This is a genomic window from Streptomyces sp. NPDC059743, from assembly GCF_042732975.1.
Taxonomy (GTDB): Bacteria; Actinomycetota; Actinomycetes; order Streptomycetales; family Streptomycetaceae; genus Streptomyces.
This window is the reverse complement of the sequence record NZ_JBHWGS010000002.1, coordinates 34,611-55,046: the sequence shown is the minus strand read 5'-3', so window position 1 is coordinate 55,046 and position 20,436 is coordinate 34,611. Positions and strand designations below refer to the sequence as shown.

25 protein-coding genes are annotated in these 20,436 nt (G+C 69.0%); 16 read left to right on the top strand and 9 right to left on the bottom strand.

Annotated elements, in window-relative coordinates:
- Positions 1-26: 26 nt before the first annotated feature.
- From ACFV6H_RS03405 to ACFV6H_RS03395, 3 genes are all read left to right on the top strand, one after another.
- Positions 27-950: a MurR/RpiR family transcriptional regulator gene (locus ACFV6H_RS03405; protein WP_384779077.1), complete on the top strand. Its 924-nt coding sequence runs from the start codon at positions 27-29 to the stop codon at positions 948-950.
- Between the two features lie 72 nt (positions 951-1,022).
- Positions 1,023-1,982 (top strand): N-acetylmuramic acid 6-phosphate etherase, encoded by a 960-nt coding sequence (gene murQ / locus ACFV6H_RS03400; RefSeq protein WP_385538077.1) that lies wholly within the window; start codon positions 1,023-1,025, stop codon positions 1,980-1,982.
- A gap of 12 nt (positions 1,983-1,994) precedes the next feature.
- Positions 1,995-3,590 (top strand): PTS transporter subunit EIIC, encoded by a 1,596-nt coding sequence (locus ACFV6H_RS03395; protein WP_385538074.1) that lies wholly within the window; start codon positions 1,995-1,997, stop codon positions 3,588-3,590.
- Positions 3,591-4,205: 615 nt separating this feature from the next.
- Here ACFV6H_RS03395 and ACFV6H_RS03390 read toward each other — a convergent pair.
- Together ACFV6H_RS03390 and ACFV6H_RS03385 are read right to left on the bottom strand one after the other, a co-directional pair.
- Positions 4,206-4,424, bottom strand: coding sequence for a hypothetical protein (locus ACFV6H_RS03390; protein WP_384982646.1), 219 nt, complete (start codon positions 4,422-4,424; stop codon positions 4,206-4,208).
- Entirely contained in the window at positions 4,408-4,638 is a 231-nt protein-coding gene (locus ACFV6H_RS03385) for a hypothetical protein (protein WP_385538070.1), read from the bottom strand. Before ACFV6H_RS03385 ends, ACFV6H_RS03390 begins: the two co-directional genes overlap by 17 nt.
- Before the next feature lie 145 nt (positions 4,639-4,783).
- On the opposite strand from ACFV6H_RS03385, the gene ACFV6H_RS03380 reads away from it, so the two are divergent.
- Both ACFV6H_RS03380 and ACFV6H_RS03375 read left to right on the top strand, forming a co-directional pair.
- Positions 4,784-5,629, top strand: coding sequence for a helix-turn-helix transcriptional regulator (locus tag ACFV6H_RS03380; protein ID WP_385538067.1), 846 nt, complete (start codon positions 4,784-4,786; stop codon positions 5,627-5,629).
- A complete protein-coding gene (locus ACFV6H_RS03375; RefSeq protein ID WP_385538064.1) occupies positions 5,610-5,960 on the top strand; it encodes a DUF397 domain-containing protein in 351 nt (116 codons plus the stop codon). Before ACFV6H_RS03380 ends, ACFV6H_RS03375 begins: the two co-directional genes overlap by 20 nt.
- Before the next feature lie 83 nt (positions 5,961-6,043).
- On the opposite strand, the gene ACFV6H_RS03370 is transcribed toward ACFV6H_RS03375, so the two are convergent.
- Complete coding sequence (locus tag ACFV6H_RS03370) at positions 6,044-7,054, bottom strand: aldo/keto reductase (protein WP_385538924.1); 1,011 nt, start codon at positions 7,052-7,054, stop codon at positions 6,044-6,046.
- A 106-nt stretch (positions 7,055-7,160) separates the two neighbouring features.
- On the opposite strand from ACFV6H_RS03370, the gene ACFV6H_RS03365 reads away from it, so the two are divergent.
- From ACFV6H_RS03365 to ACFV6H_RS03335, 7 genes are all read left to right on the top strand, one after another.
- Positions 7,161-7,967, top strand: a complete 807-nt coding sequence (locus ACFV6H_RS03365; RefSeq protein ID WP_385538061.1) for an alpha/beta hydrolase — start codon at positions 7,161-7,163, stop codon at positions 7,965-7,967.
- Positions 7,968-8,099: 132 nt separating this feature from the next.
- Positions 8,100-8,312: a hypothetical protein gene (locus ACFV6H_RS03360; RefSeq protein ID WP_384982658.1), complete on the top strand. Its 213-nt coding sequence runs from the start codon at positions 8,100-8,102 to the stop codon at positions 8,310-8,312.
- Entirely contained in the window at positions 8,305-8,829 is a 525-nt protein-coding gene (locus ACFV6H_RS03355; protein WP_385538058.1) for a DUF6879 family protein, read from the top strand. The genes ACFV6H_RS03360 and ACFV6H_RS03355 overlap by 8 nt, the downstream gene beginning before the upstream one ends.
- 31 nt (positions 8,830-8,860) lie before the next feature.
- Entirely contained in the window at positions 8,861-9,718 is an 858-nt protein-coding gene (locus ACFV6H_RS03350; protein ID WP_385538055.1) for a helix-turn-helix domain-containing protein, read from the top strand.
- A 104-nt stretch (positions 9,719-9,822) separates the two neighbouring features.
- Complete coding sequence (locus ACFV6H_RS03345) at positions 9,823-10,071, top strand: DUF397 domain-containing protein (RefSeq protein WP_385538052.1); 249 nt, start codon at positions 9,823-9,825, stop codon at positions 10,069-10,071.
- Between the two features lie 11 nt (positions 10,072-10,082).
- Positions 10,083-10,484, top strand: a complete 402-nt coding sequence (locus tag ACFV6H_RS03340; RefSeq protein WP_385538049.1) for a hypothetical protein — start codon at positions 10,083-10,085, stop codon at positions 10,482-10,484.
- A 21-nt stretch (positions 10,485-10,505) separates the two neighbouring features.
- A complete protein-coding gene (locus ACFV6H_RS03335) occupies positions 10,506-11,372 on the top strand; it encodes a JmjC domain-containing protein (protein ID WP_385538046.1) in 867 nt (288 codons plus the stop codon).
- Between the two features lie 87 nt (positions 11,373-11,459).
- Here ACFV6H_RS03335 and ACFV6H_RS03330 read toward each other — a convergent pair whose 3' ends face one another.
- The gene (locus tag ACFV6H_RS03330) at positions 11,460-11,843 is read right to left on the bottom strand and encodes a VOC family protein (protein WP_385538043.1); all 384 of its coding nucleotides are present in this window, start codon (positions 11,841-11,843) and stop codon (positions 11,460-11,462) included.
- Between the two features lie 5 nt (positions 11,844-11,848).
- Positions 11,849-13,135: an MFS transporter gene (locus tag ACFV6H_RS03325; RefSeq protein WP_385538040.1), complete on the bottom strand. Its 1,287-nt coding sequence runs from the start codon at positions 13,133-13,135 to the stop codon at positions 11,849-11,851.
- A 47-nt stretch (positions 13,136-13,182) separates the two neighbouring features.
- Here ACFV6H_RS03325 and ACFV6H_RS03320 point away from each other — a divergent pair, with 47 nt between their 5' ends.
- Positions 13,183-13,767, top strand: coding sequence for a CGNR zinc finger domain-containing protein (locus ACFV6H_RS03320; RefSeq protein WP_385538922.1), 585 nt, complete (start codon positions 13,183-13,185; stop codon positions 13,765-13,767).
- Positions 13,768-13,805: 38 nt separating this feature from the next.
- Here the strand turns inward: ACFV6H_RS03320 and ACFV6H_RS03315 are convergent, their stop codons facing one another.
- Entirely contained in the window at positions 13,806-14,468 is a 663-nt protein-coding gene (locus ACFV6H_RS03315; RefSeq protein WP_385538037.1) for a TetR/AcrR family transcriptional regulator, read from the bottom strand.
- Between the two features lie 56 nt (positions 14,469-14,524).
- On the opposite strand from ACFV6H_RS03315, the gene ACFV6H_RS03310 reads away from it, so the two are divergent.
- From ACFV6H_RS03310 to ACFV6H_RS03300, 3 genes are all read left to right on the top strand, one after another.
- On the top strand, positions 14,525-15,508 hold the full coding sequence (locus ACFV6H_RS03310) for an oxidoreductase (protein ID WP_385538034.1): 984 nt from the start codon (positions 14,525-14,527) through the stop codon (positions 15,506-15,508).
- Positions 15,509-15,807: 299 nt separating this feature from the next.
- Positions 15,808-16,695 carry a hypothetical protein gene (locus ACFV6H_RS03305; protein WP_385538032.1) on the top strand — a complete coding sequence of 296 codons (888 nt, stop codon included), beginning with the start codon at positions 15,808-15,810 and terminating at the stop codon, positions 16,693-16,695.
- Positions 16,692-17,273 (top strand): Uma2 family endonuclease, encoded by a 582-nt coding sequence (locus ACFV6H_RS03300; RefSeq protein WP_385538029.1) that lies wholly within the window; start codon positions 16,692-16,694, stop codon positions 17,271-17,273. The genes ACFV6H_RS03305 and ACFV6H_RS03300 overlap by 4 nt, the downstream gene beginning before the upstream one ends.
- A 44-nt stretch (positions 17,274-17,317) precedes the next feature.
- On the opposite strand, the gene ACFV6H_RS03295 is transcribed toward ACFV6H_RS03300, so the two are convergent.
- From ACFV6H_RS03295 to groL, 3 genes are all read right to left on the bottom strand, one after another.
- Complete coding sequence (locus ACFV6H_RS03295; RefSeq protein WP_385538026.1) at positions 17,318-17,926, bottom strand: hypothetical protein; 609 nt, start codon at positions 17,924-17,926, stop codon at positions 17,318-17,320.
- On the bottom strand, positions 17,926-18,462 hold the full coding sequence (locus tag ACFV6H_RS03290; protein ID WP_385538023.1) for an RNA polymerase sigma factor: 537 nt from the start codon (positions 18,460-18,462) through the stop codon (positions 17,926-17,928). The genes ACFV6H_RS03295 and ACFV6H_RS03290 overlap by 1 nt, the downstream gene beginning before the upstream one ends.
- A gap of 163 nt (positions 18,463-18,625) precedes the next feature.
- On the bottom strand, positions 18,626-20,248 hold the full coding sequence (gene groL, locus ACFV6H_RS03285; protein ID WP_066949617.1) for a chaperonin GroEL: 1,623 nt from the start codon (positions 20,246-20,248) through the stop codon (positions 18,626-18,628).
- Positions 20,249-20,436 lie beyond the last annotated feature (188 nt).

Genomic DNA, 20,436 nt, shown 5'->3' with positions numbered 1-20,436 from the left:
GCCAAATCCGAAAATATCTTTCAAAGGTGACCCAAGATGTGAAGGAAATTTTCAGCGTCGAGCCCCCACCCGCACCCGCCGCGCTCGCCGCCAAGGTACGGACTCTCGCGCCCACGATGACCCGCTCCATGCAGCTCGTCGCCGAGGCCGTGGCGGGCGATCCGGCCGGCTGCGCCGCGCTCACGGTCACCGGCCTCGCCGAGCTGACCGGCACGAGCGAGGCCACCGTCGTCCGCACCGCCCGGCTCCTCGGCTATCCCGGCTACCGCGATCTGCGCCTCGCCCTCGCCGGCCTCGCCGCCCAGCAGCAGTCCGGCCGCGCGCCGGCCGTCACGGCCGACATAGCCGTGGACGATCCGATCGCCGACGTCGTCGCCAAGCTCGCCTACGACGAACAGCAGACTCTCGCCGACACCGCCGCCGCGCTCGACACCGTCCAGCTCGGCGCCGTCGTCACGGCAGCGGCGGCGGCCCGGCGCATCGACATCTACGGCGTCGGCGCCTCCTCCCTCGTCGGCATGGACCTCGCGCAGAAGCTGCTCCGTATCGGTCTGATCGCCCACGCCCACTCGGACCCGCATCTCGCCGTCACCAACGCCGTCCAGCTCCGCTCCGGCGACGTGGCCATCGCGATCACCCACTCCGGCTCCACCGGCGATGTCATCGAACCGCTCCGTGTCGCCTTCGACCACGGCGCGACGACGGTTGCGATCACGGGCCGCCCGGACGGTCCCGTCTCGCAGTACGCCGACCACGTGCTGACGACCTCCACCGCCCGCGAGAGCGAGCTGCGCCCGGCCGCCATGTCCAGCCGTACGAGCCAGCTCCTGGTGGTCGACTGCCTGTTCATAGGCGTCGCCCAGCGTACGTACGAGACGGCGGCGCCCGCGCTCTCCGCGTCGTACGAGGCACTCGCGCACCGGCACAGCCCGCGCAGCACGAGCCGCTGACCAACCCGCGAGGCGACTCGCAAAGGCACCCGCACCCGCACACTCTCACCACGCAGAAAGAGCAGTTCCCTGATGACCTCCCAGCAGGACCAGCACGGCCGGCACGGCCAGTACGGCGAACTCCGCGCGCAGCTCGACACCCTCACCACCGAGGCCTTCCGTCCCGAGCTGGCGGAGATCGACACACTGCCCACTCTCGACATCGCCCGGCTCATGAACGGCGAGGACACCACCGTCCCGGCCGCCGTCGCCGCCCAGCTCCCCCGGATCGCCGCCGCCATCGACGCCATCGCCGAGCGCATGGCCCGCGGCGGCCGGCTGATCTACGCGGGCGCCGGTACGGCAGGACGCCTCGGCGTCCTCGACGCCAGCGAGTGCCCGCCCACCTTCAACACCGACGCGGACGAGGTCATAGGCCTGATCGCGGGCGGTCCCGGCGCCATGGTCACCTCCGTGGAAGGCGCCGAGGACTCCAAGGAGCTCGCCGCCGCCGACCTCACCGCCACCAAACTCACCGCCACCGACACGGTCGTCGGCATCTCCGCCTCCGGCCGCACTCCGTACGCGATCGGCGCGGTCGAACACGCCCGCTCCCTCGGCGCGCTCACCATCGGTCTCTCCTGCAACGCGGGCAGCGTGCTCGCCGCCGCCGCCGAGCACGGCATCGAGGTCGTCGTCGGTCCGGAGCTGATCACCGGCTCCACACGCCTCAAGGCCGGTACGGCACAGAAGCTCGTCCTCAACATGCTCTCGACCATCACCATGATCCGGCTCGGCAAGACCTACGGAAACCTCATGGTCGACGTCCGCGCCTCCAACGAGAAGCTGCGCGCACGCTCCCGCCGTATCGTCTCGCTCGCCACCGGCGCCTCCGACGAGCGCATCGAGACCGCGCTCGCCGCCACCGACGGCGAGGTGAAGAACGCGATCCTCACCATCCTCGGCTCCGTCGACGGCCCCACCGCCGCCGCGCTCCTCGCCGACTCCCAGGGCCACTTGCGCACCGCGCTGAAAGCCGCCCGCACCAGCTGAAAGACCCGCACCATGGCACCAACACCACCCGCAGGACCGGCCGCAGGACCGGCCTACACGGACAAGAACCGCGCCACGGCCGAGGCGATCCTCCCGCTCGTCGGCGGCGCCGGGAACGTCACGTCCGTAGCCCACTGCATGACGCGGCTGCGCCTCGGCCTGTACGACCGGTCGCTGGTCCAGCAGGACGCGCTCAGGGCGCTCCCGGCCGTCCTGGGTGTGGTCGAGGACGAGACGTACCAGATCGTTCTCGGTCCGGGTACGGTCGCACGGGTCACGCCGGAGTTCGAGGCCCTGGTGAAGCGGGAGCGTACGGAGACCTCGGCGCCGACGAACACACCCACGACCACCACCGCCACCGGTACAACCGCCCTCACCCTCGCCGCACAAGGCGCCGCCATCAAGCAGGCCCAGAAGGCCAGGAACGCCACTCCGTTCAAGCTCTTCCTCCGCCGGATCGCCAATATCTTCGTCCCGCTGATTCCGGCCCTCATCGGCTGCGGCATCCTCGCGGGCCTCAACGGCCTGCTGACAAACCTCCACTGGCTGCCCGCCCTCGTCCCCGCCCTCACCGCGCTCGCGTCCGGTTTCATGTCGCTGATCGCGGTCTTCGTCGGCTACAACACGGCGAAGGAGTTCGGCGGCACACCGATCCTGGGCGGCGCGGTCGCCGCGATCATCGTCTTCCCGGGCGTGGCCAACGTCGACGCGTTCGGCCAGAGACTCGCGCCGGGCCAGGGCGGCGTCCTCGGCGCGCTGGGCGCGGCGGTGCTGGCGGTGTACGTGGAAAAGTGGTGCAGGCGGTGGGTCCCGGAAGCCCTCGACGTCCTGCTCACACCGGCCCTCACCGTCCTCGTCTCCGGCCTGGTCACCGTCTTCGGCCTGATGTACGTGGCGGGCGAAGCCTCCACCGCCATCGGCGACTTCGCCAACTGGCTGCTGAGGAACGGAGGTTCGGGCGCGGGCTTCGTCCTCGGCGGTCTCTTCCTGCCGCTGGTGATGCTGGGCCTGCACCAGGCCCTCATCCCGATCCACACCACGCTGATCGGACAGCAGGGCTTCACCGTGCTCCTGCCCATCCTCGCCATGGCGGGCGCGGGCCAGGTCGGCGCGGCGATGGCGGTCTACTTCCGCCTCCCGCGCAACGGTTCCGTCCGGCGCACCATCAAGTCCGCCCTCCCGGCAGGCCTGTTGGGCGTCGGCGAACCACTCATCTACGGTGTCTCGCTCCCGCTCGGCCGCCCGTTCATCACGGCATGCGTCGGCGGCGCGTTCGGCGGCGGCTTCGTAGGCCTGTTCAACCAGCTCGGCGCGGAGGTCGGCTCAACGGCGATCGGCCCGTCCGGCTGGGCGCTGTTCCCACTGCTCGACGGCAACAAAGGCCTGGCCGAACTGCTCACGGTGTACGGCGGCGGCCTGCTGGTCGGCTACGCGGCGGGCTTCGTGGCCACGTACTACTTCGGCTTCACGAGAACGATGCTGCGAGAACTGAACGTCCCGACGGAGGCGGACAAGGAAACGGGCGGTGCGGCTACGGGTGCGGACGTTACGGGTACGGAGCCACCCCAGCCCCCACCGCACCCGGCCCCGGAACCGGCCCGAGCCTGACCACCCGCCAAAGGACGGCACCCCACGGGGCGCCGCCCAGGCGTTGTCGAGGAGCCCTGGCCGCCGACCGCTGTGCGACCACGGCTCACCTTGCTAGTTCCCGCACTTGTGGCAAGGGCTGCTTCCCACCCTGCTGATCTTGCGGCCCTTGTCGTCGGTCTCCCACGTGTCGGATCGTGATCCGTCACAGCCGGGGCTGGGGCACGGCACGACTTCTTGGATCTGCGGCATCGCCGCCTCCTGTCCTGGATGACCCGCAGTGCCCGCACGCCTGGCGGTACGCCGCGAGTACGCGGCCGGCGGCCCCGTACTGATAGTGGTCCTCGACCTCTCCGCCACAGCCCGGTGTGGCGCAAGGCGCCGTCACGCGCGACGTGGTGTTCGTAGGTCCGGGACCCGGCGGCAGTTCGCAGGCGAGGCAGGGAAAGAGGGTCTTCCCGTCCTCGTTCTCCACGTAGGCGATGGCCTCCGCGGCCTTGCAGTGTGGGCAGATGAGCGCCATGTCGTCCTGTCTCCTCCGGGGACACAGAGTCTTACGCCGCATCACACCGAATTGCGTCGAATCTGGCCTCTTTCACCTGTTGGGTGGAACTCGCGCGACCTCCGTCCCGCCACTCACGGCAGAAACCGCCTCTCGCGGTTCAGTTCCGTCACCCGCGCCCGCAGCACCTCGTTGGGCGGTGCCGGGTGGACGGTCTGTGGCGGGCAGTCCCACTCCAGCCCGCCGCCCGGCGGCCGGAGCTGGACGTAACCGCCGTCCAGACCCATCACGCGTCCCACACGCCCGTCGCGGGAATCGACGGCGTACGAACCGGGCTCAGGCGTGTACGTCATCGCCGGCACCTTCCTGCTGTACGGCCAGTACGGCGCCGAGCCGCAGGGCGGTGCCGAGATCGCAGCGCCCGAGATCGACCAGCGGTACGGGCGCGTCGCCCAGGCACGAAGCCGGGACGATCCGCAGCCCGGGCAGCACCAGCCCCACCGCCGCGAGCCCGGCCCGTAACGCTTCCGCCGCGTCCTCGGCGGACCTTACGTGTGCGGCGACCATGCGCCGATGTTCGCTTATGTCGTAGGTAACCATGTTTTGGCGTCTCCACGCTATGTATCGGGTTTCACCACACAGCGTGGTCATCACTGGCTAGCCTGAACAGACACAGCAGACAAACACCGCTACGTGTTCCGGAGGAGCCCTTATGCCTCAGCAGCTCAGGCCACTTGATCCGGCGTCATCACCGCGCGCCATGCTCGGCGCGGAACTCAGGTACCACCGCGAGAGACTGGGGATGTCTCAGGGCGAACTCGGACAACCACTTTTCGTAAGTGGTGCGTTCATCGGGATGTTGGAGGCGGGCATCCGCAGGATGCAGCCGGAGTTCGCCGTCAAGTTCGATGAGATCTTCGACACCGGCGAGTACTTCTTCCGCAACTGCGAGGCGCTGAAGAAGTCGAAGTATCCGAACCACTTCGCGGAGGCGGCGGAGGCCGAGGCGACGGCGGTCATGATCAAGCAGTACGCGCCGCTGCTGATTCCGGGCTTGTTGCAGACGAAGGCGTACGCCAGGGCGATCTTCCGCGCGGGTCATCCAACGGCAACGGAAGAGGAGATCGACGAGATGGTGGCGGCGCGGCTACAACGCGCCGAGTTGCTGGCGCACCCCACCCAGCCCACGGTCTGGGTGGTGCTGGACGAGGCCGCCTTGCGCCGAGTGGTCGGTGGACCAGCGGTCATGGCCGAGGCTCTGAGGCACATCATCAATCTCATGCGGAGGCACCGAATCATCGCGCAGGTACTGCCGTTTGGCGCGGGAGCGCACGCGGCCATGGGCGGTGCCCTCAAGCTGATGGAGTTCGATGACGCGCCTCGGCTCGCCTATGTCGACGGGCTGGCTTCAGGCCAACTCCTGGACGATCCGGCGACGGTCAGGAGTTATGTCCTGGCCTACGATCTCCTTGGGGCCAGCGCACTCTCACCGGAAGCTTCCTTGGCCCTGATGGAATCAGTGGCGGAGGATTACGCGCATGAAGATCAGCAGTCATGAGTACGACCTGAGCAGCGCGTCCTGGCACAAGTCCAGCTACAGCGACGCCAGCGGCGGCGACTGCCTCGAAACAGCCCGGGAGTTTGTGGGCGCCGCGACCTGGCGGAAGTCCTCGTACAGCGGAGCCAGCGGCGGCGACTGCCTGGAGGTAGGCGCCTGGCGGAAGTCAACGCACAGTGACGGCAGCGGCGGCGACTGCCTCGAAGTGGCCGACGGCCTCACCGGCATCGTGCCCGTCCGTGACTCCAAGCGCCCGACCGGCCCGGTGCTCACCTTCCAGGCAACCGCGTGGGCCACGTTCGTCACCCAGGTCCAGGTCAAGGCGGCCTAGCAGACGGCCGGTCACCGGGGCCCGCCGTCAAGCGGGCCCCGGCAACAGCCCAACACAACCACCCAACAACCGCCGGCGGTCGGTCAGGCGTAGAAGTTGCGCTGCCAGCGGTGCTTGGCCAGTACGGCGAGTTGGTCGGCGGTGAGCGGACGGCCGTCGCTGAGGGCGGTGTTGCGCTCGACGTTGCGTACCGTACGCATGCCCGGGATGACGGTGGAGACGGCCGGCGAACTCAGCACGAACCGGAGCGCGTTCTCGGCGATCTCATCCGGAGCGATGCCGAGGTCGTCCACGATGGCGGCCACGTGCTGTTCGACCTGGGCCGGGCGGTCGTCGCGGAAGTAACGGTTGCGCCAGTCGCCTTCCGGGAACGTCGTGTCGGCGGTGATGCGACCCGTGAGGCCGCCCTCGTCCAGAGCGACCCGCACGATGACACCGACGCCGTGTTCCTCGCAGGCCGGGAGCAGTGTGTCGGCGGGAGCCTGGTCGAAGATGTTGTAGATGACCTGCACGGTGTCGACGGCGCCGCTGCGGACGAGGGCGAGGGCGTTGTCGGGCTGGTGGTCGTTGATGGAGACGCCGAACAGGCGGATCTTTCCTTCCTGCTTCAGCTCGGCGATGGTCTCCAGCCAGTCGCCGCGGCCGACCCATTCGTCGCTCCAGACATGGAACTGGAGGACGTCGAAGTGGTCCAGTCCGCTGGCGCGCAGACTGGTCTCCAGGCTTTCGCGGATATGCGCGCCCGGGTAGGTCTCGGCCGGGTCGAGGCCGTCGGGCGCGGGCCAGACGCGGTTCTTCGGCGGGACTTTGGTCGCGACGAGGACCTCGCCGCCACCGGTGCCGGTGCCGGAACCGGTGGCGGAACCGGCGCCCGCGGCGGCCCGCTCGCGGACGACGCGGCCGACGATGCGCTCGCTCTCGCCGTAGCCGCGGGCGGTGTCGATGAAGTTCACGCCGAGGTCGATGGCGCGGTTCAGGGCGCGTACGGATTCGTCCTCCGTGGCGCCCACCCAGGCGGACTCACCGATGCCCCAGGCGCCGTAACCGATCTCGGACACGGACAGTCCACTGCGTCCCAGCTCGCGGTAGCGCACAATCATCCTCCACGTCGTGATCCACGGTGATCCTCGGCCCGGCGTCCGGGCCGGGCCGAGGACAAGCCTAGGCGCCGAGACGGGAAGGGCGCCTATCGTGGGAAGGGTGCTGGAGTGGACCGACCACGACGTGGACGGACTCCTGGTCCGCGAGGCCCGTGACCTCGGGGTCCAGGAGCGGGGCCGGATGTTGCTGGTGCCCGGGTCCATGCACGGCTGGTGGGCGTACGAGCGGTGGATGCCGGTGTTCGCGGAGGCGGGCTGGACGCCGCTGGCGATGTCGTTGCCCAACCACACCGGTTCCCGGGCCGTACCGGAGGCGGAGTTCCTGACGTATACGCCGGGCGACTACGCGGCTGCGGTCCGTACGGTCCTGAGCGGCCTCTTCCCGGATCTCGACCCGGACTTTCAGCCGCCTGTCCTGCTGGGCCACAGCATGGGCGGGCTGGTGGCCCAGCTGGTGGCGGAGGCGTATCTGCCGTACGCACTGGTGCTGGTCTCGACCGTGGGGCCCGGACAGCTCGGGCCGATGCGGTCGACGGCGTATCCGAAGGACCGGCCGGTGACGATGACCAGGGAGCAGATCCAGGAGGTGTGGTTCCGCCATATATCGGAGGAGGAACTCGACGTACTGATGGCCCGCCTGACACCGGAATCGCCAAATGTGATCAACCAGTACAGCAACGGCAGCGTCACCGTGGATCCCAGCACCATCCGCTGCCCGGTTCTGGTGGTGGGCCCGGAGAGCGACCGTACGCCGGTCCATGACACCCACACCATCGCGAAACTGCTGCGCGCGAAGCCGGTCATCGTCCCGAACGTCGGCCACGACATGCCACTCGAACACGCCGGCCTGCCCGCAGCATCAACAATCATCGCCTGGCTGGACACCCTCGCCCCGGCAGCTCCGTAGCCACGCCGACCGCCTCACCAACTGTCTTGACCGGCAACCGGCTTAGAAGTTCGCGCAAGTTTGTTCCGGTGCGAACGAGCGGCGTGCAAGCATCCAACCCGAGATCACCAGCCGCGAAACAGGAGGTCACTCATGGCCCTTCACCTGCTCGGCAAGGACCCGGATTCGCCTGAGGGCAAGTCGCCGACGGTGTACTACGACGACGTCAGCGACAACTACGTCATCCAGGGCTGGAAGGTTCTGGACCGGGAACGGCTGTCGATTCTGGATCTGCCGGATCACGAGGGTGTGGTGGAGATCCCCAAGCGCATGACGCAGTTCTTCCCAGAGGTGAACGGTGGCTGAGCCGGCATTTGACGAGTTGTTCCGGCAGGCCAAGCGGTCAGCCGTGCACCTGGAGATGAGGGACGGATACATGCGCTCCGATCCCCGCTTCATCGCCTGGCAGCGCGGCGAGTACAGCGACCCCTCCGACCTCGACCCGAAGGAACGTCCCTGGCTCGCGCTGATGCAAGAAACGATCAGCCGTGGCGTGGAGATTCGCAGGGCCCGCGTCATCTCGGAGCCCGTGTCCGACTACATCCGGTTCGAGCATCACTTGACCGCCGGGAACGTCGCGGCAGGTGAGCAGGTGCGCTGGCTGCCTCGGAGGCGGGCCTCGGATCTCGCCTTGCCCGGGAACGACTTCTGGCTGTTCGACGACAGCCTTGTCCTGTTCCTACACTTCACCGGGGACGGCGAGTTGTCCCCGGAAGGCGACGAGGAGCGGACACTCAGCCCTGCCGTCGTCCGCCTGTGCTCCACAGCCTTCGACTCCGTGTGGAAACGTGCCGTCCCCCACACGGAGTACAGACCGGTCTGATCCGCGAGTGAACGAAATGGGCTGATCCGCCGTGGCCCCGTCGCCGCCGTCGTCCAGCGTCCAGCAAGCCAAAGAGTCCCTCGGTCTGCGCTTGCGCGAGATCCGAAAGGACTCCGGCTTGACGGCACGCGCCTTGGCGGCGGCGGCCGGCTGGCACGAATCGAAGACGTCCAGGATCGAGAACGGAAGGACGTCCCCTTCGGATTCCGACATCCGTGTCTGGACGTGTATCTGCCATGCCGAAAGGCAAGCCGAAGATCTCATCGCCACGGCCCGCGGCATTGAGAGCATGCACGTCGACTGGCGGCGTCTGGAGCGTTCCGGTTTACGACGGGTACAGGAGTCAGTACTTCCGCTGTTCGAGAGAACGCGGCGCTTCCGGATCTATCAGTCCTGGGTCATGCCCGGACTCCTCCAGACCGCCGACTACACCAGGGCGGTGCTCAACACCGTCGTGGCTCTGCGCGACGCACCGGACCACGACATGGAGGACGCGGTCGCCGTACGGATGGCACGCCAGCACGTCATTCATGCGGGCCATCAGCGGTTCGCGTTTCTCGTGGAGGAGTGGGTACTCCGCACGATCATCGGAGACGCCGACATCATGGCCGGACAGCTCGCCCATCTCATCAGCGCCGCGTACCGGCCGTCCGTGAGTCTGGGCATCATCCCGATGGGTTCGGAGCGAGGGCACGGCTGGCCCACCGAGTCCTTCGTCGTCTTCGACCACGCGCAGGTCTCTGTCGAACTGGTGTCTGCGAACCTGACGGTGACTCAGCCCAGTGAGATCGCCGAGTACGTACGGACGTTCGCCGAACTGGCCGGCATCGCCGTCTACGGCGCCGCTGCCCGCGCGCTGATCACCGCGGCGATCGACTCCTTCGAGTGAACGCGCGCAAGTCGGTAGAAGTTCATTGAGGCACGGCCTTCGGCGGTCCGATGCTCGGAACACCGCGGATCCCACTCCGCGGACGAGCGATCGACGGAGGCACCATGAGCAGCACCGACCTGTACGCACTGTCCACCGAGGGCGCGACGTTCACCGCGATGTGCGGCGGGAACGGCGGGGACGCCGATAACGACGAGTCGTGCCTGACCGTCGCCGAGATCCCTGGCGCGCAGGACGCCTACGCCCTCGGCGACACCAAGAAGGCGGACGTGGCGGGAGTCATCCGGATGAGCGGCGCGGAGCTGGACAGGTTCGCCGTCCGGTGGGTCGCGCGCCGAGGTCTCTCCCTCTGATGCACTGGCTGATGCACTGGCACGGATACCGATGGTCGGGCGCCCGCCAGGACATGCGGCACGAGAATGTCCGGCGCCCGGACCACCGGGACTTCCTGGAGTCCCGGCTTCCCCCGATGATGACCGGCTGGTGGCTGTTGCGGTCCAGGCAGACCAGCACGGCCCGGACCTGGACCCGGCACGCGGCGGCGGTGGAGTGGATCCGTACGGCCTACGACGAACAACCGCCCTCGCCAGGCACCGGCCCCAGCCCGGACACCAAGACCGCCTACGCGGCCGACACGCTGCCCAGGGGCGTGGATGTGGTGTGGGGGCACTACACCGAGGGCGGCACATTCGTGTCCCTCAGCGTCGTCTGCTGTCCCAACCGGCACTGGCCGGGCATTGCCTGCCCGCTCGGCATGGAGAGGTGACCGATGTCCTTGGCTCTGCTGATGCCTGACGAAGACACCGGCTTCGTCCGGCCGGACGAACCGCGCGTGGTCCATCGGGGCCGTACCGCCGTCGACGAGTGCTTCACCTTGCGCATGCTGGAGGGCTGCATCGACACCGAATGTCTGCCCGCCGCTCATGTCCTGCTGCCGCGCGAGGGCCGGATCCTGGAGCGCGACCACTATGTCCGTGAGGGTCGGCTCATCCCGGGCAAGGTGCGCCACTACCTCGACGCGGGCCACACCCTGTCCCTGCGCAACCTGCAAGACCTGCTGCCGTTCTTCAACCGCGTGTGCCGGGCGATCCAGCGCGAGACGGGCTACCCGTGCCACGCCACCGCGTATCTCACCCCACCGGGAACCCGCGGTCTGGACTGCCACTGGGACCCGTACACCGTCGTCATCGCTCAGATATCCGGCACCAAGTCCTGGCCGCTCCACCGGCCACTGGTCACCGCGCCCACACCCGAGCACCTGGCGTTCCCCAGAACCACGACCAGCGAGGCGCTTCGACAACGCCTCGAAGGAGCACCACCGGACCACGACATCCGGCTGGCGCCGGGCGACACACTCTGGCTGCCGCGCGGCTGGATCCACCGCCCGTACACGGTGGGCGACGCCCCCAGCCTGCATGTCACCTTCGCACTGCGCGAGCTGACCCGTTCCTGGCTCGCCCATCAGCTCATCGACCGTCTCGTGACCGAGGACCCCATGCGCCAAGCCCTGACCGCCGCCGATCTCACGGGCAGCCTGGAGACCGAGATCGGGCGCACCCGCGAGCTGCTGCGTCACGCGCTCGCGTCACTCGACGTACGGAGGGCGGAAGCGGACATCCGGTACACGGCGATGGGCCTTCCGCTGACGGCCTGACCGGCAGACGCTTCCCCCGCCGGGCCCCGCCGGGCCCCGCCGGAACGCCGGTAAGACCGCCGTTCAGAACGACGGTCAGGCCGCCGATCAGGCCGACGTCCGTTCCCGTTCCGCCGCGCTGCGTTCCACGCACAATTCGTTTCCCTCCGGGTCCGCGAGGGTTGCCCAGCCTCTGCCGTCCGGGAAGCGGTGGTCGGCTACGAGAGTCGCGCCGAGGGCGAGGAGGCGGTCGACTTCCTCGTCGCGGGTACGGTCCTGGGGCTGGAGGTCCAGGTGGACCCTGTTCTTGGTGGTCTTGGCCTCGGGTACGACGATGAACAGCAGCGCGGTCCCGGGCGCCGTCACCAGCACCTCCGGGTCGCCCGGGTGATCGTCCTCCGCCACCGAGCCACCGAGGACCTCGGCCCAGAAACCGCCGAGGGTGTACGCGTCGGCGCAGTCGATTGTGATGTGTCGTATCAGGGACGTCATGCGCGTCACTGTCGTTCGCCACGGTCGGCGCTGTCCAACGGATTTCGCCCGCCCTGGCGGCGCTGGCGGCTGCCCCGGCCGCTGCCCCAACCGCAGCTCAGTGCGGCGAGGGCCTGGGTGGCGGCAGCAATCAGGAGGGCGGTGGTGAGGGAGCGGGCGGCCAGTGAGGCCGTGAGGGCAGCGCCGAGGGCGAAGCCGGTGATCTTCAGGCTGGCGCCGGTGGTGAAGATCTGGCCGCGCAGCCGCTCCGGCGCCTCGCGGTGGCGTATCGCGAACAGGGCCGCGAGCTGCGGGCCTTCGCCCAGACCGGCGATCAGCATCGCGGCAACGAGCAGAACCGGTCGGCCGGTTGCAGCGAGGACCGCGAGGACGGCGAGGAGCAGGGCGACTGCCAAGACGATCGTGCTGTACGGGAGGACGGCGTCGGGGCGGCGCATCAGCCGGGGATACCGCGCGAACACCGCGTTGACCAGGAGCGCCGAGGCGGCGACGCCGGAGAGCAGGACGACACCGTGGTTCGCCGAACCGAACGCCCGCTCTCCGAGCAGCGGGCTGCACGCGACCAGAATCCCTTGGCCCACACAGGAGATGACGGACGCCACGGTTGCCCGCGCCAAGGAAGGCGTACGGGCGATGGCCCGGAACCCGGCACAAAGATCAACGACAACGGACGCCGGGGTTGGCGTAGGCGTTAGCCCTGGTGGCGGGGCTGCGGCTGAACTTCGGGCTTCCCCGTCCCGTACTCCCGGCACCCGCCACGCCACCGGCACCGCCGCGCCGATCAGCGCCACCGATACGAGCACTCCCGTCGGCGCGCCAGCCAGTCCCGCGACCGTGCCCGCCAGCGCCGGGCCCGTCAGGCTCGCGAAGTTGAACGTCATCGCGTCGAGCGCGGTCGCGCGCGGCAGCTCCTCCGGTCGTACGGCATAAGGAAGTTGCGCGGTCCAGCCGCCGGACAGGGCCGGGCCCAGCAGTCCCGCGCAGACCGCGATCAGCACCGTGGCCACGACCGGGACGCGCCCGAGGCTCAGAAGAATGACGACGAGGGCCGAGCCGTACGTACCCAGCGCCACCGCCAGCAGCCGGCCGGGACGGGCCGATCTGTCGAGCAGTACGCCGAAGACCGGGCCGCCGAGCGCCGCCGAGACGGTGATTCCCGCGAGCAGCGCCGTCGCGGTGGACGCCGATCCGGTGACGGCCAGCCCGGCCAGCAACAGGGCCGGGCCCGACATCTCGTCCCCAGTACGGGCGGCTGCGGCCCCGGCGACCACGACGGCGTAACGCTCTTCCATGCACAGCACGTTACGTACGTAACCTAAAACTTGACCAGATACGTTACATTCACCCAGTGCAGCCCCCGAAGCCGCAGCCTCCGAAGCCCTCAGCCACCGCCGAGCGAACGGCCGCCCTCATCAACGCCCTGAGCGTCAATGCCCTGAGCGCCGAGGATCCGACGCCGGACACGGTCGCCGCGGTCCTGCGCGAACACGGCGAGGCCGATCCCGTCGAACTCTCCGCACACGACATCACCGAGATGCGCGCCGTCGCGGAAATGCTGCGCGAGGTCTTCGCGGCCGACGGCATCGACACAGCCGCGGCCACGCTCAACCACCTCCTGCGTCTGAGCCCCGGGCCTCTGCGGCTCTCCTCGCACGACGGCCTCACCGTCTGGCACCCGCACCTGGACAGCACGGACGACGCACCATGGGGCGAGTGGTTCCTCGCGTCGTCCTGTCTCGCGCTGACGGTCCTCCTCTGGGACCGCCAGCGCCCGCCCGGCGGCATCTGCGCGTCATCCACCTGCTGGAACGTCTACGTAAACCAGGGCAGCGGCCTACCGCGCCGCTACTGCTCCCGCCGCTGCGCAACCCGAGAACGAGTAGCCACCCACCGCCGCGCCCACCACCCCTGGCCCCACCCTTGACCGCCCGACGGACACCCCCGGGGGGCTTGAGCCCCGGATCACCGTGGGCGCAGGCCCGCCAGCAGCGTCTCCACCGTCTCCGACACGAGTACGCCGAGCGGCTTCGCGCCGTTCATACCGGTGGCCGCCAGCACCGCGAGGCCCTGCAAGACCGCCAGTACCGTCATATCGACCCGGCCCGTGGTGTCGGAGTCGATGTAGCCCCGGGCGCGCGCCTCCGCGAGAAGCCGTACGGGCGCGGCGAACGCCCTGTCGTTCGCCTCCCGCAACCGGTCGCCGCGCGAACCCTCCTTCGAGCCGTGCATCAGCCCCAGCAGCGCGCGATGCTCGACCGCGAACTCGACATAGACCTGGGCGAAGACCACCAGCCGCTCGGCGAGATCACCGCGATCGCCGAGGCCACCAAGGCCACCGTGATCGCCGAGGTCACCGCGATCACCCTCGTCGTCGGCCGGCGCGTCGTCGTTCAGCGCGGCATCGAGCCTGCGTCCCAGCCGTTCGTACCCCTCCTCCGCAAGGGCGTCCAGCAGCGCCCGCTTGTCCGGGAAGTGCCGGCGCGGCGCACCGTGGCTCACGCCCACCTCACGGGCGAGTTCCCGCAACGAGAGTCCGTCGACGCCTTGTTCGGCGAGGGTCCGTTCGGCCTGCCGCAGCAGGGCGGTGCGCAGATCGCCGTGGTGGTAGGGGCGGGCTGTGGTCATCGGACCACCCTATCCACACGCCCATCCGAATGTTGCCATTGACTACAATGTATCCGATGACTACTTTGGCAGCCATGACCAGCCCACTCCGCTCCACCCGTCCCAAGGCATCTCCCACTCCCTGGACCCTCGAAGACCTGCCGCCTCAGACCGGACGCACCGTGATCGTCACCGGCGCGGGCAGCGGCATCGGGCTGGAGGCCACCCGGGCGCTCGCGTCCGCCGGGGCGCATGTCGTGATGGCCGTACGAAATGTCGAACGCACCCGCGAGATCGCCGCGAGCGTGACCGACAGCCTGGCCGACAGCCTGGCCGGTCGAACAGTCGGCCGAACAGTCGGCAGCATCGAGGTGCTGCCGCTCGACCTCGCGGACCTCGCCTCGGTACGCCGCTTCGCGGCCTCCTGGGACCGCCCGGTCGACATCCTGATCAACAACGCGGGCGTGGCCAATGTGCCGCTCGGCCGCACCGCCGACGGCTTCGAGACGCACTTCGGCACCAACCACCTCGGCCACTTCGCACTGACCTGTCTGCTGCTGCCGCGGATCACCGACCGCGTGGTCACCGTCGCGTCCAACGCCCACAAGAAGGCCACGCTCGATCTCGACGACCCGAACTGGCGGCGGCGCCGCTACCGCGCCTCGGCGGCCTACGGACAGTCGAAGCTCGCCAATCTGCTTTTCACCCTCGAACTGCAACGCCGTCTGACGGAAGCCCACTCACCGCTGCTCGCCCTCGCCGCGCATCCGGGCGCGGCGACCACCGGACTCAACCGCCATCTCGGCCCGGCCATGACCTTTGTCGCCACGACCGTCGGCCGGCTGGTGATGCAGAGCGGCCCGGCCGGAGCCCTGCCGACGCTCTTCGCCGCCACCCAGAACCTCGAAGGCGCCGCCTACATCGGCCCTAACGGCCGCGGCGAACAACGCGGTCACCCCACCCGGGCCTCCCGCAGCGCCACCGCCCAAAACTCCACCCTGGCCCGGAAGTTGTGGACTCTCTCCGAAGACCTCACCGCAACGGCCTTCCCCCTCGCCTGACTCCCGCCCGTCCCGGCGCTCAAGTCCCGCGCTTCGAGCCCTTTTTCTGAGGATTGGTAGGTGGGTTTCAACCCACCCACCCTCCCTACCTCGGCAGTTGACTTTTTGTGACCGATTTGCCACGGAGGGTGGCGGCGCTTTAGCGTGCCAGAAAACGGAACGGCCCCCGGGTGCGGACAACACCTTCGGGGGCCTGACCGATCAAGATCGACCACTTGAGGATTCGCGATCTCATGGCTGACACACAGCTTAATGCCACCGCGCACCCGACGCACGCAACGCCGCCCGGTTCCCACCCCATGGCGAACCCTGGCTACGGCAAGCGTTCGACTCCCGGTCAACTGGCCCGTACGGCCGACGACTTCACCCACCTTCCGGGCCGTGAAGCCGCCGTCGCCGCCTTCATCGACCGGTTGCCCGAGGGCGCGGACATCTCCGTGAAGGCTCTCGCCAAGGTGCTCCCGTACGGACAGTGCGCCCTCCGCACGGCGCTGCGCCACCTCCAGAACGTGGGGCATCTGCGGCGCGGGCGCGAACATCTCGTCGGGTCGGGGAGTGCGCGTTGGGTCACCCGTACGTGGTTCTCCCGTACGGCACGGGACAACGCATGGTGGACGGCGTTCATCTCCGGCGACGTACCGGACGACCCTCCGACCGCGCCCCCGGACCCGGCCCAGCCCGCAGACCCGGCCGCCCAGACCTCCTCCGTCTCGGCCCAGGCCCGTACTCCCTCCCGTGCCCCATCCCGTGCCTTCGTCCTGCTGGCCGCGCTCGGCCGGAGCACGCCCGCCATGTCGCTGTCCGCCGCCGACTGCGCGGCTCTGGAGCCGCTGGCCGCCGCCTGGTTCGAGCGAGGCGCCGACGAGAGAGACGTGCTGTACGCCCTGACCGCCGGACTTCCGGCCGTCGTCCACCACGCGGCGGCCCTCGCCCGGGTACGCCTGACCTCGAAACTCCCACCGGAGCCGATCCGTACGCCACGTCCCGCGCTACGCGTTCTGGAGTGCGCCAAGTGCGGCGCCCCGGGCCGCCCGGAAGCACTGCTCGACGGCGAGTGCGGCACCTGCCGAGGCACACCTCCACCCGTACGGCCCCCAACCGCACTCCCACCCACCCAGGTCCACGCCCACGCAGCCCTGGCCCGCGCCGCAGCAACACGCCGCCCAACCGAACGGACACACGTATGACGGTTCACAGGACTGCTCGTCACGCCCAGATGTCCATCGAGGACTTCGAACAGGTCGCCCGAACGGCCCCCGAAACGGTGAAGTTCGAATTCATCAACGGAAGGGTCGAGGTCAAGCCCATGCCGGACCAGCTCCGCAAAGCCATGACGATGTGGCTGCTGACGGAGTGCATGCGGCAACGTCCCGAACTGGCGCTGTACCCGGAACCGGGACTGGTCACAGAGGCCTGCCGCACCGGCCGCGCCCGCCCGGACGGAGCGCTGGCGCCCTTCGACAACTTCGTCGGTCACGGCGAATGGGCTCCGGCCGACGGTGTTCTCATGACGGTCGAGGTCACCTCGCACGACCACGACACGAATCTCCGTGACCGCGTCGAGAAGCGTGACGGCTACGCGGCAGCCGGTATCCCCGTCTACCTGCTCATCGACCGGGACACACAGGAGGTGGTGGTGTACAGCGCCCCGCAAGGAGGCGGGTACCAGAACCGCGCCATGCACGCGTACGGCGCGACCGTGAAGCTCCCCCACCCCGTCGGCGTCACCCTGGAGACCGAGAAGCTCAAGGACTACACCCGCTGACGCGAGTCACCCAGGTCACCAGGTCATCCGCTCACCCCACCCGCTCACTCCCTGAGCCGTAGCGCCCTCCGTACCGTCGGGCTCAGCGGGAGGTCGTTCTCGGGGCCCGGTGTTGCGCGGTCGTCGGTGGTCACTGCGTACCAGCCCTGGGTGGTGCTCACGAGGTAGTGGCTTCCGGTGGTCGGGGTGTCCTTTGTGAGCAGGAAGACATACTCCTTCCCGGCGGTCAGCGGGGCCGTCTCGGCGGCGGTGCCCGGGGTGAGGTAGGACAATTGGAGGCGGTTTCCGGGCACTTCGCCCTTGGCTGTCGCCGTGACATCCACCGGCGCGACCGTGTAATTGCTTCCGCCGCGGTCGGAGCCCGCGTCCTCCTCGCGGCCGGGGCCGAGCCTGCCTCGTACGATCACGTCGGCCATCGCCTCCAACTGCTCGGTGCTTCCGTAGTACGCCTGGTCCGCGACGGCGCCGCCGCCTCCGGGAGCCTGCGCTCCCCCGGGACCGGTCGCGAGCAGCGCGACGCCCGCGACGACAGCGGCCGTACCGCCGGCGAGAGCCGCCACCAGAACGGCGCGCCTGCCCGGCCGGCCCCGGCCTTCGGAAGCGACCGGCACCGGCACCGGGTTGGCGTGCTTGATCAGGGACTTGACACGCATCACGCCGACTCCTCGGGCTCGGGCTGTACGTAAAGGTCTCGGAACGCCTTACGGGCCCGGTGCAGCCGGACCCAGACCGCCGGTACCCCGCAGCCGAGGACCTCGCTCATCTCGGCGGCGCTCAGCCCGTCCCAGTAACTGAGCATCAGCACATCCCGATGCCGGTCCGGGAGCCGGTCGAGAGTGTCCAGTACGGCGGTGTCCTGCCCGGACGCGGGCGCGCGGTGCAGTTCGTCGGTGATGCGCCGGTGGAGTTCGGTCAGGCGCGCGCTCTTGCGGTAGTGGTTGCCCAGCAGATTGCGCGCGGTGACGAACAGCCAGCCGCTGCTGGTCTCATGGCCCGCGGCCATCCGTTCCCACGCGGTCCTGAAGACCTCCGCGGCCAGTTCCTCCGCCGCGCTCCGGTCGCCCAGCCGCCGGTGGACATAGGCCGATACGCGCGGATGCTCGCGTACATACATGGCCGTGAACCGCTCGGAGCGATCGCCGTCGGGCGCACGGCCCCCGTCGCTCCCCGTCGTCCGAAAGGTTTCCACACCTCTCATATGTCATGAGCCCGGCGGATCCTTACCAGCCGCAAGCCGCGAAAGCCGAAGGCTGCCGAACCGGAAAACGCCCGAGGGCGGCACCCCTCGAAAGAGGTGCCGCCCTCGGTACTGGAACTGGAACTGGACCAGGACCGGGTCCGAGCCGTCAGGCTCAGAAGTCCATGTCTCCGCCCGGCATACCGCCCGGAGCAGCCGCGGCGGCCTTCTCCGGCTTGTCGGCGATGACGGCCTCGGTGGTCAGGAACAGCGCGGCGATGGAGGCCGCGTTCTGGAGCGCGGACCGCGTGACCTTCGCCGGGTCGATGATGCCCTCGGCGATCATGTCGACGTACTCGCCGGTCGCGGCGTTCAGACCGTGGCCGACCGTCAGGTTGCGGACCTTCTCGACGACGACGCCGCCCTCAAGACCACCGTTGATGGCGATCTGCTTGAGCGGAGCCTCCAGCGCGAGCTTGACGGCGTTGGCGCCGGTCGCCTCGTCGCCCTCGAGCTCAAGCTTCTCGAAAACCGAAGCGGCCTGGAGCAGAGCCACGCCGCCACCGGCGACGATGCCCTCCTCGACGGCGGCCTTGGCGTTGCGCACCGCGTCCTCGATGCGGTGCTTGCGCTCCTTCAGCTCGACCTCGGTCGCGGCACCGGCCTTGATGACGGCCACGCCGCCGGCCAGCTTCGCCAGGCGCTCCTGGAGCTTCTCGCGGTCGTAGTCCGAGTCGCTGTTCTCGATCTCGGCGCGGATCTGGTTGACCCGGCCGGCGACCTGGTCGCTGTCACCGGCACCGTCGACGATGGTGGTCTCGTCCTTGGTGATGACGACCTTGCGGGCGCGGCCCAGCAGGTCCAGACCGGCGTTCTCCAGCTTGAGGCCGACCTCCTCGGAGATGACCGTGCCACCGGTGAGGATGGCGATGTCGTTGAGCATCGCCTTGCGGCGGTCACCGAAGCCCGGAGCCTTGACGGCGACGGACTTGAAGGTGCCACGGATCTTGTTGACGACCAGAGTCGACAGCGCCTCGCCCTCGACGTCCTCCGCGATGATCAGCAGCGGCTTGCCCGACTGCATGACCTTCTCCAGCAGCGGAAGGAGGTCCTTCACGTTGCCGATCTTGGAGTTGACGATCAGGAGGTACGGGTCGTCCAGGGACGCCTCCATACGCTCCATGTCGGTGGCGAAGTACGCGGAGATGTAGCCCTTGTCGAAGCGCATGCCCTCCGTCAGTTCGAGCTCCAGACCGAAGGTCTGGGACTCCTCGACGGTGATGACGCCTTCCTTGCCGACCTTGTCCATGGCCTCGGCGATGAGCTCGCCGATCTGGGTGTCGGCGGCGGAGATGGAGGCGGTCGAAGCGATCTGCTCCTTGGTCTCCACGTCCTTGGCCTGCTCCAGCAGGGCGCCGGAGACGGCCTCGACGGCCTTCTCAATGCCACGCTTGAGGGCCATCGGGTTGGCGCCGGCGGCCACGTTGCGCAGGCCCTCGCGGACGAGCGCCTGGGCCAGCACGGTCGCGGTGGTCGTACCGTCGCCGGCGACGTCGTCCGTCTTCTTGGCGACTTCCTTGACCAGCTCGGCGCCGATCTTCTCGTACGGGTCCTCGAGCTCGATCTCCTTGGCGATGGACACACCATCGTTGGTGATCGTGGGGGCGCCCCACTTCTTCTCGAGGACGACGTTGCGACCCTTGGGGCCAAGGGTGACCTTGACGGCGTCGGCGAGCTGGTTCATCCCGCGCTCGAGACCGCGCCGTGCCTCCTCGTTGAACGCGATGATCTTGGCCATGTGAAGTGGTCCTCCCGGACAGGGGGTGGATTGCTCCGGACCGCGCTGGCGCCCGCGACGGACGGCCTGAGAGCCGTGCGGTTCCTTGCCCCACCGGCTCTTCGGGCCTCACCGACCCGGTCCTTAAGTTGTCACTCTCACTCGCAGAGTGCTAACGCCAATGATTAGCACTCGACCCCCGAGAGTGC

Coding starts and splice junctions, on each gene's coding strand:
- ACFV6H_RS03315 (WP_385538037.1), bottom strand. CDS start 14,468: ATGACCACAGCCCGCCCCTACCACCACGGCGATCTGCGCACCGCCCTG.
- ACFV6H_RS03395 (WP_385538074.1), top strand. CDS start 1,995: ATGGCACCAACACCACCCGCAGGACCGGCCGCAGGACCGGCCTACACG.
- ACFV6H_RS03380 (WP_385538067.1), top strand. CDS start 4,784: ATGCCTCAGCAGCTCAGGCCACTTGATCCGGCGTCATCACCGCGCGCC.
- murQ (WP_385538077.1), top strand. CDS start 1,023: ATGACCTCCCAGCAGGACCAGCACGGCCGGCACGGCCAGTACGGCGAA.
- ACFV6H_RS03335 (WP_385538046.1), top strand. CDS start 10,506: ATGCCTGACGAAGACACCGGCTTCGTCCGGCCGGACGAACCGCGCGTG.
- ACFV6H_RS03360 (WP_384982658.1), top strand. CDS start 8,100: ATGGCCCTTCACCTGCTCGGCAAGGACCCGGATTCGCCTGAGGGCAAG.
- ACFV6H_RS03340 (WP_385538049.1), top strand. CDS start 10,083: ATGCACTGGCACGGATACCGATGGTCGGGCGCCCGCCAGGACATGCGG.
- ACFV6H_RS03375 (WP_385538064.1), top strand. CDS start 5,610: ATGAAGATCAGCAGTCATGAGTACGACCTGAGCAGCGCGTCCTGGCAC.
- ACFV6H_RS03310 (WP_385538034.1), top strand. CDS start 14,525: ATGACTACTTTGGCAGCCATGACCAGCCCACTCCGCTCCACCCGTCCC.
- ACFV6H_RS03305 (WP_385538032.1), top strand. CDS start 15,808: ATGGCGAACCCTGGCTACGGCAAGCGTTCGACTCCCGGTCAACTGGCC.
- ACFV6H_RS03330 (WP_385538043.1), bottom strand. CDS start 11,843: ATGACGTCCCTGATACGACACATCACAATCGACTGCGCCGACGCGTAC.
- ACFV6H_RS03385 (WP_385538070.1), bottom strand. CDS start 4,638: ATGGTCGCCGCACACGTAAGGTCCGCCGAGGACGCGGCGGAAGCGTTA.
- ACFV6H_RS03390 (WP_384982646.1), bottom strand. CDS start 4,424: ATGACGTACACGCCTGAGCCCGGTTCGTACGCCGTCGATTCCCGCGAC.
- ACFV6H_RS03325 (WP_385538040.1), bottom strand. CDS start 13,135: ATGGAAGAGCGTTACGCCGTCGTGGTCGCCGGGGCCGCAGCCGCCCGT.
- groL (WP_066949617.1), bottom strand. CDS start 20,248: ATGGCCAAGATCATCGCGTTCAACGAGGAGGCACGGCGCGGTCTCGAG.
- ACFV6H_RS03295 (WP_385538026.1), bottom strand. CDS start 17,926: ATGCGTGTCAAGTCCCTGATCAAGCACGCCAACCCGGTGCCGGTGCCG.
- ACFV6H_RS03345 (WP_385538052.1), top strand. CDS start 9,823: ATGAGCAGCACCGACCTGTACGCACTGTCCACCGAGGGCGCGACGTTC.
- ACFV6H_RS03300 (WP_385538029.1), top strand. CDS start 16,692: ATGACGGTTCACAGGACTGCTCGTCACGCCCAGATGTCCATCGAGGAC.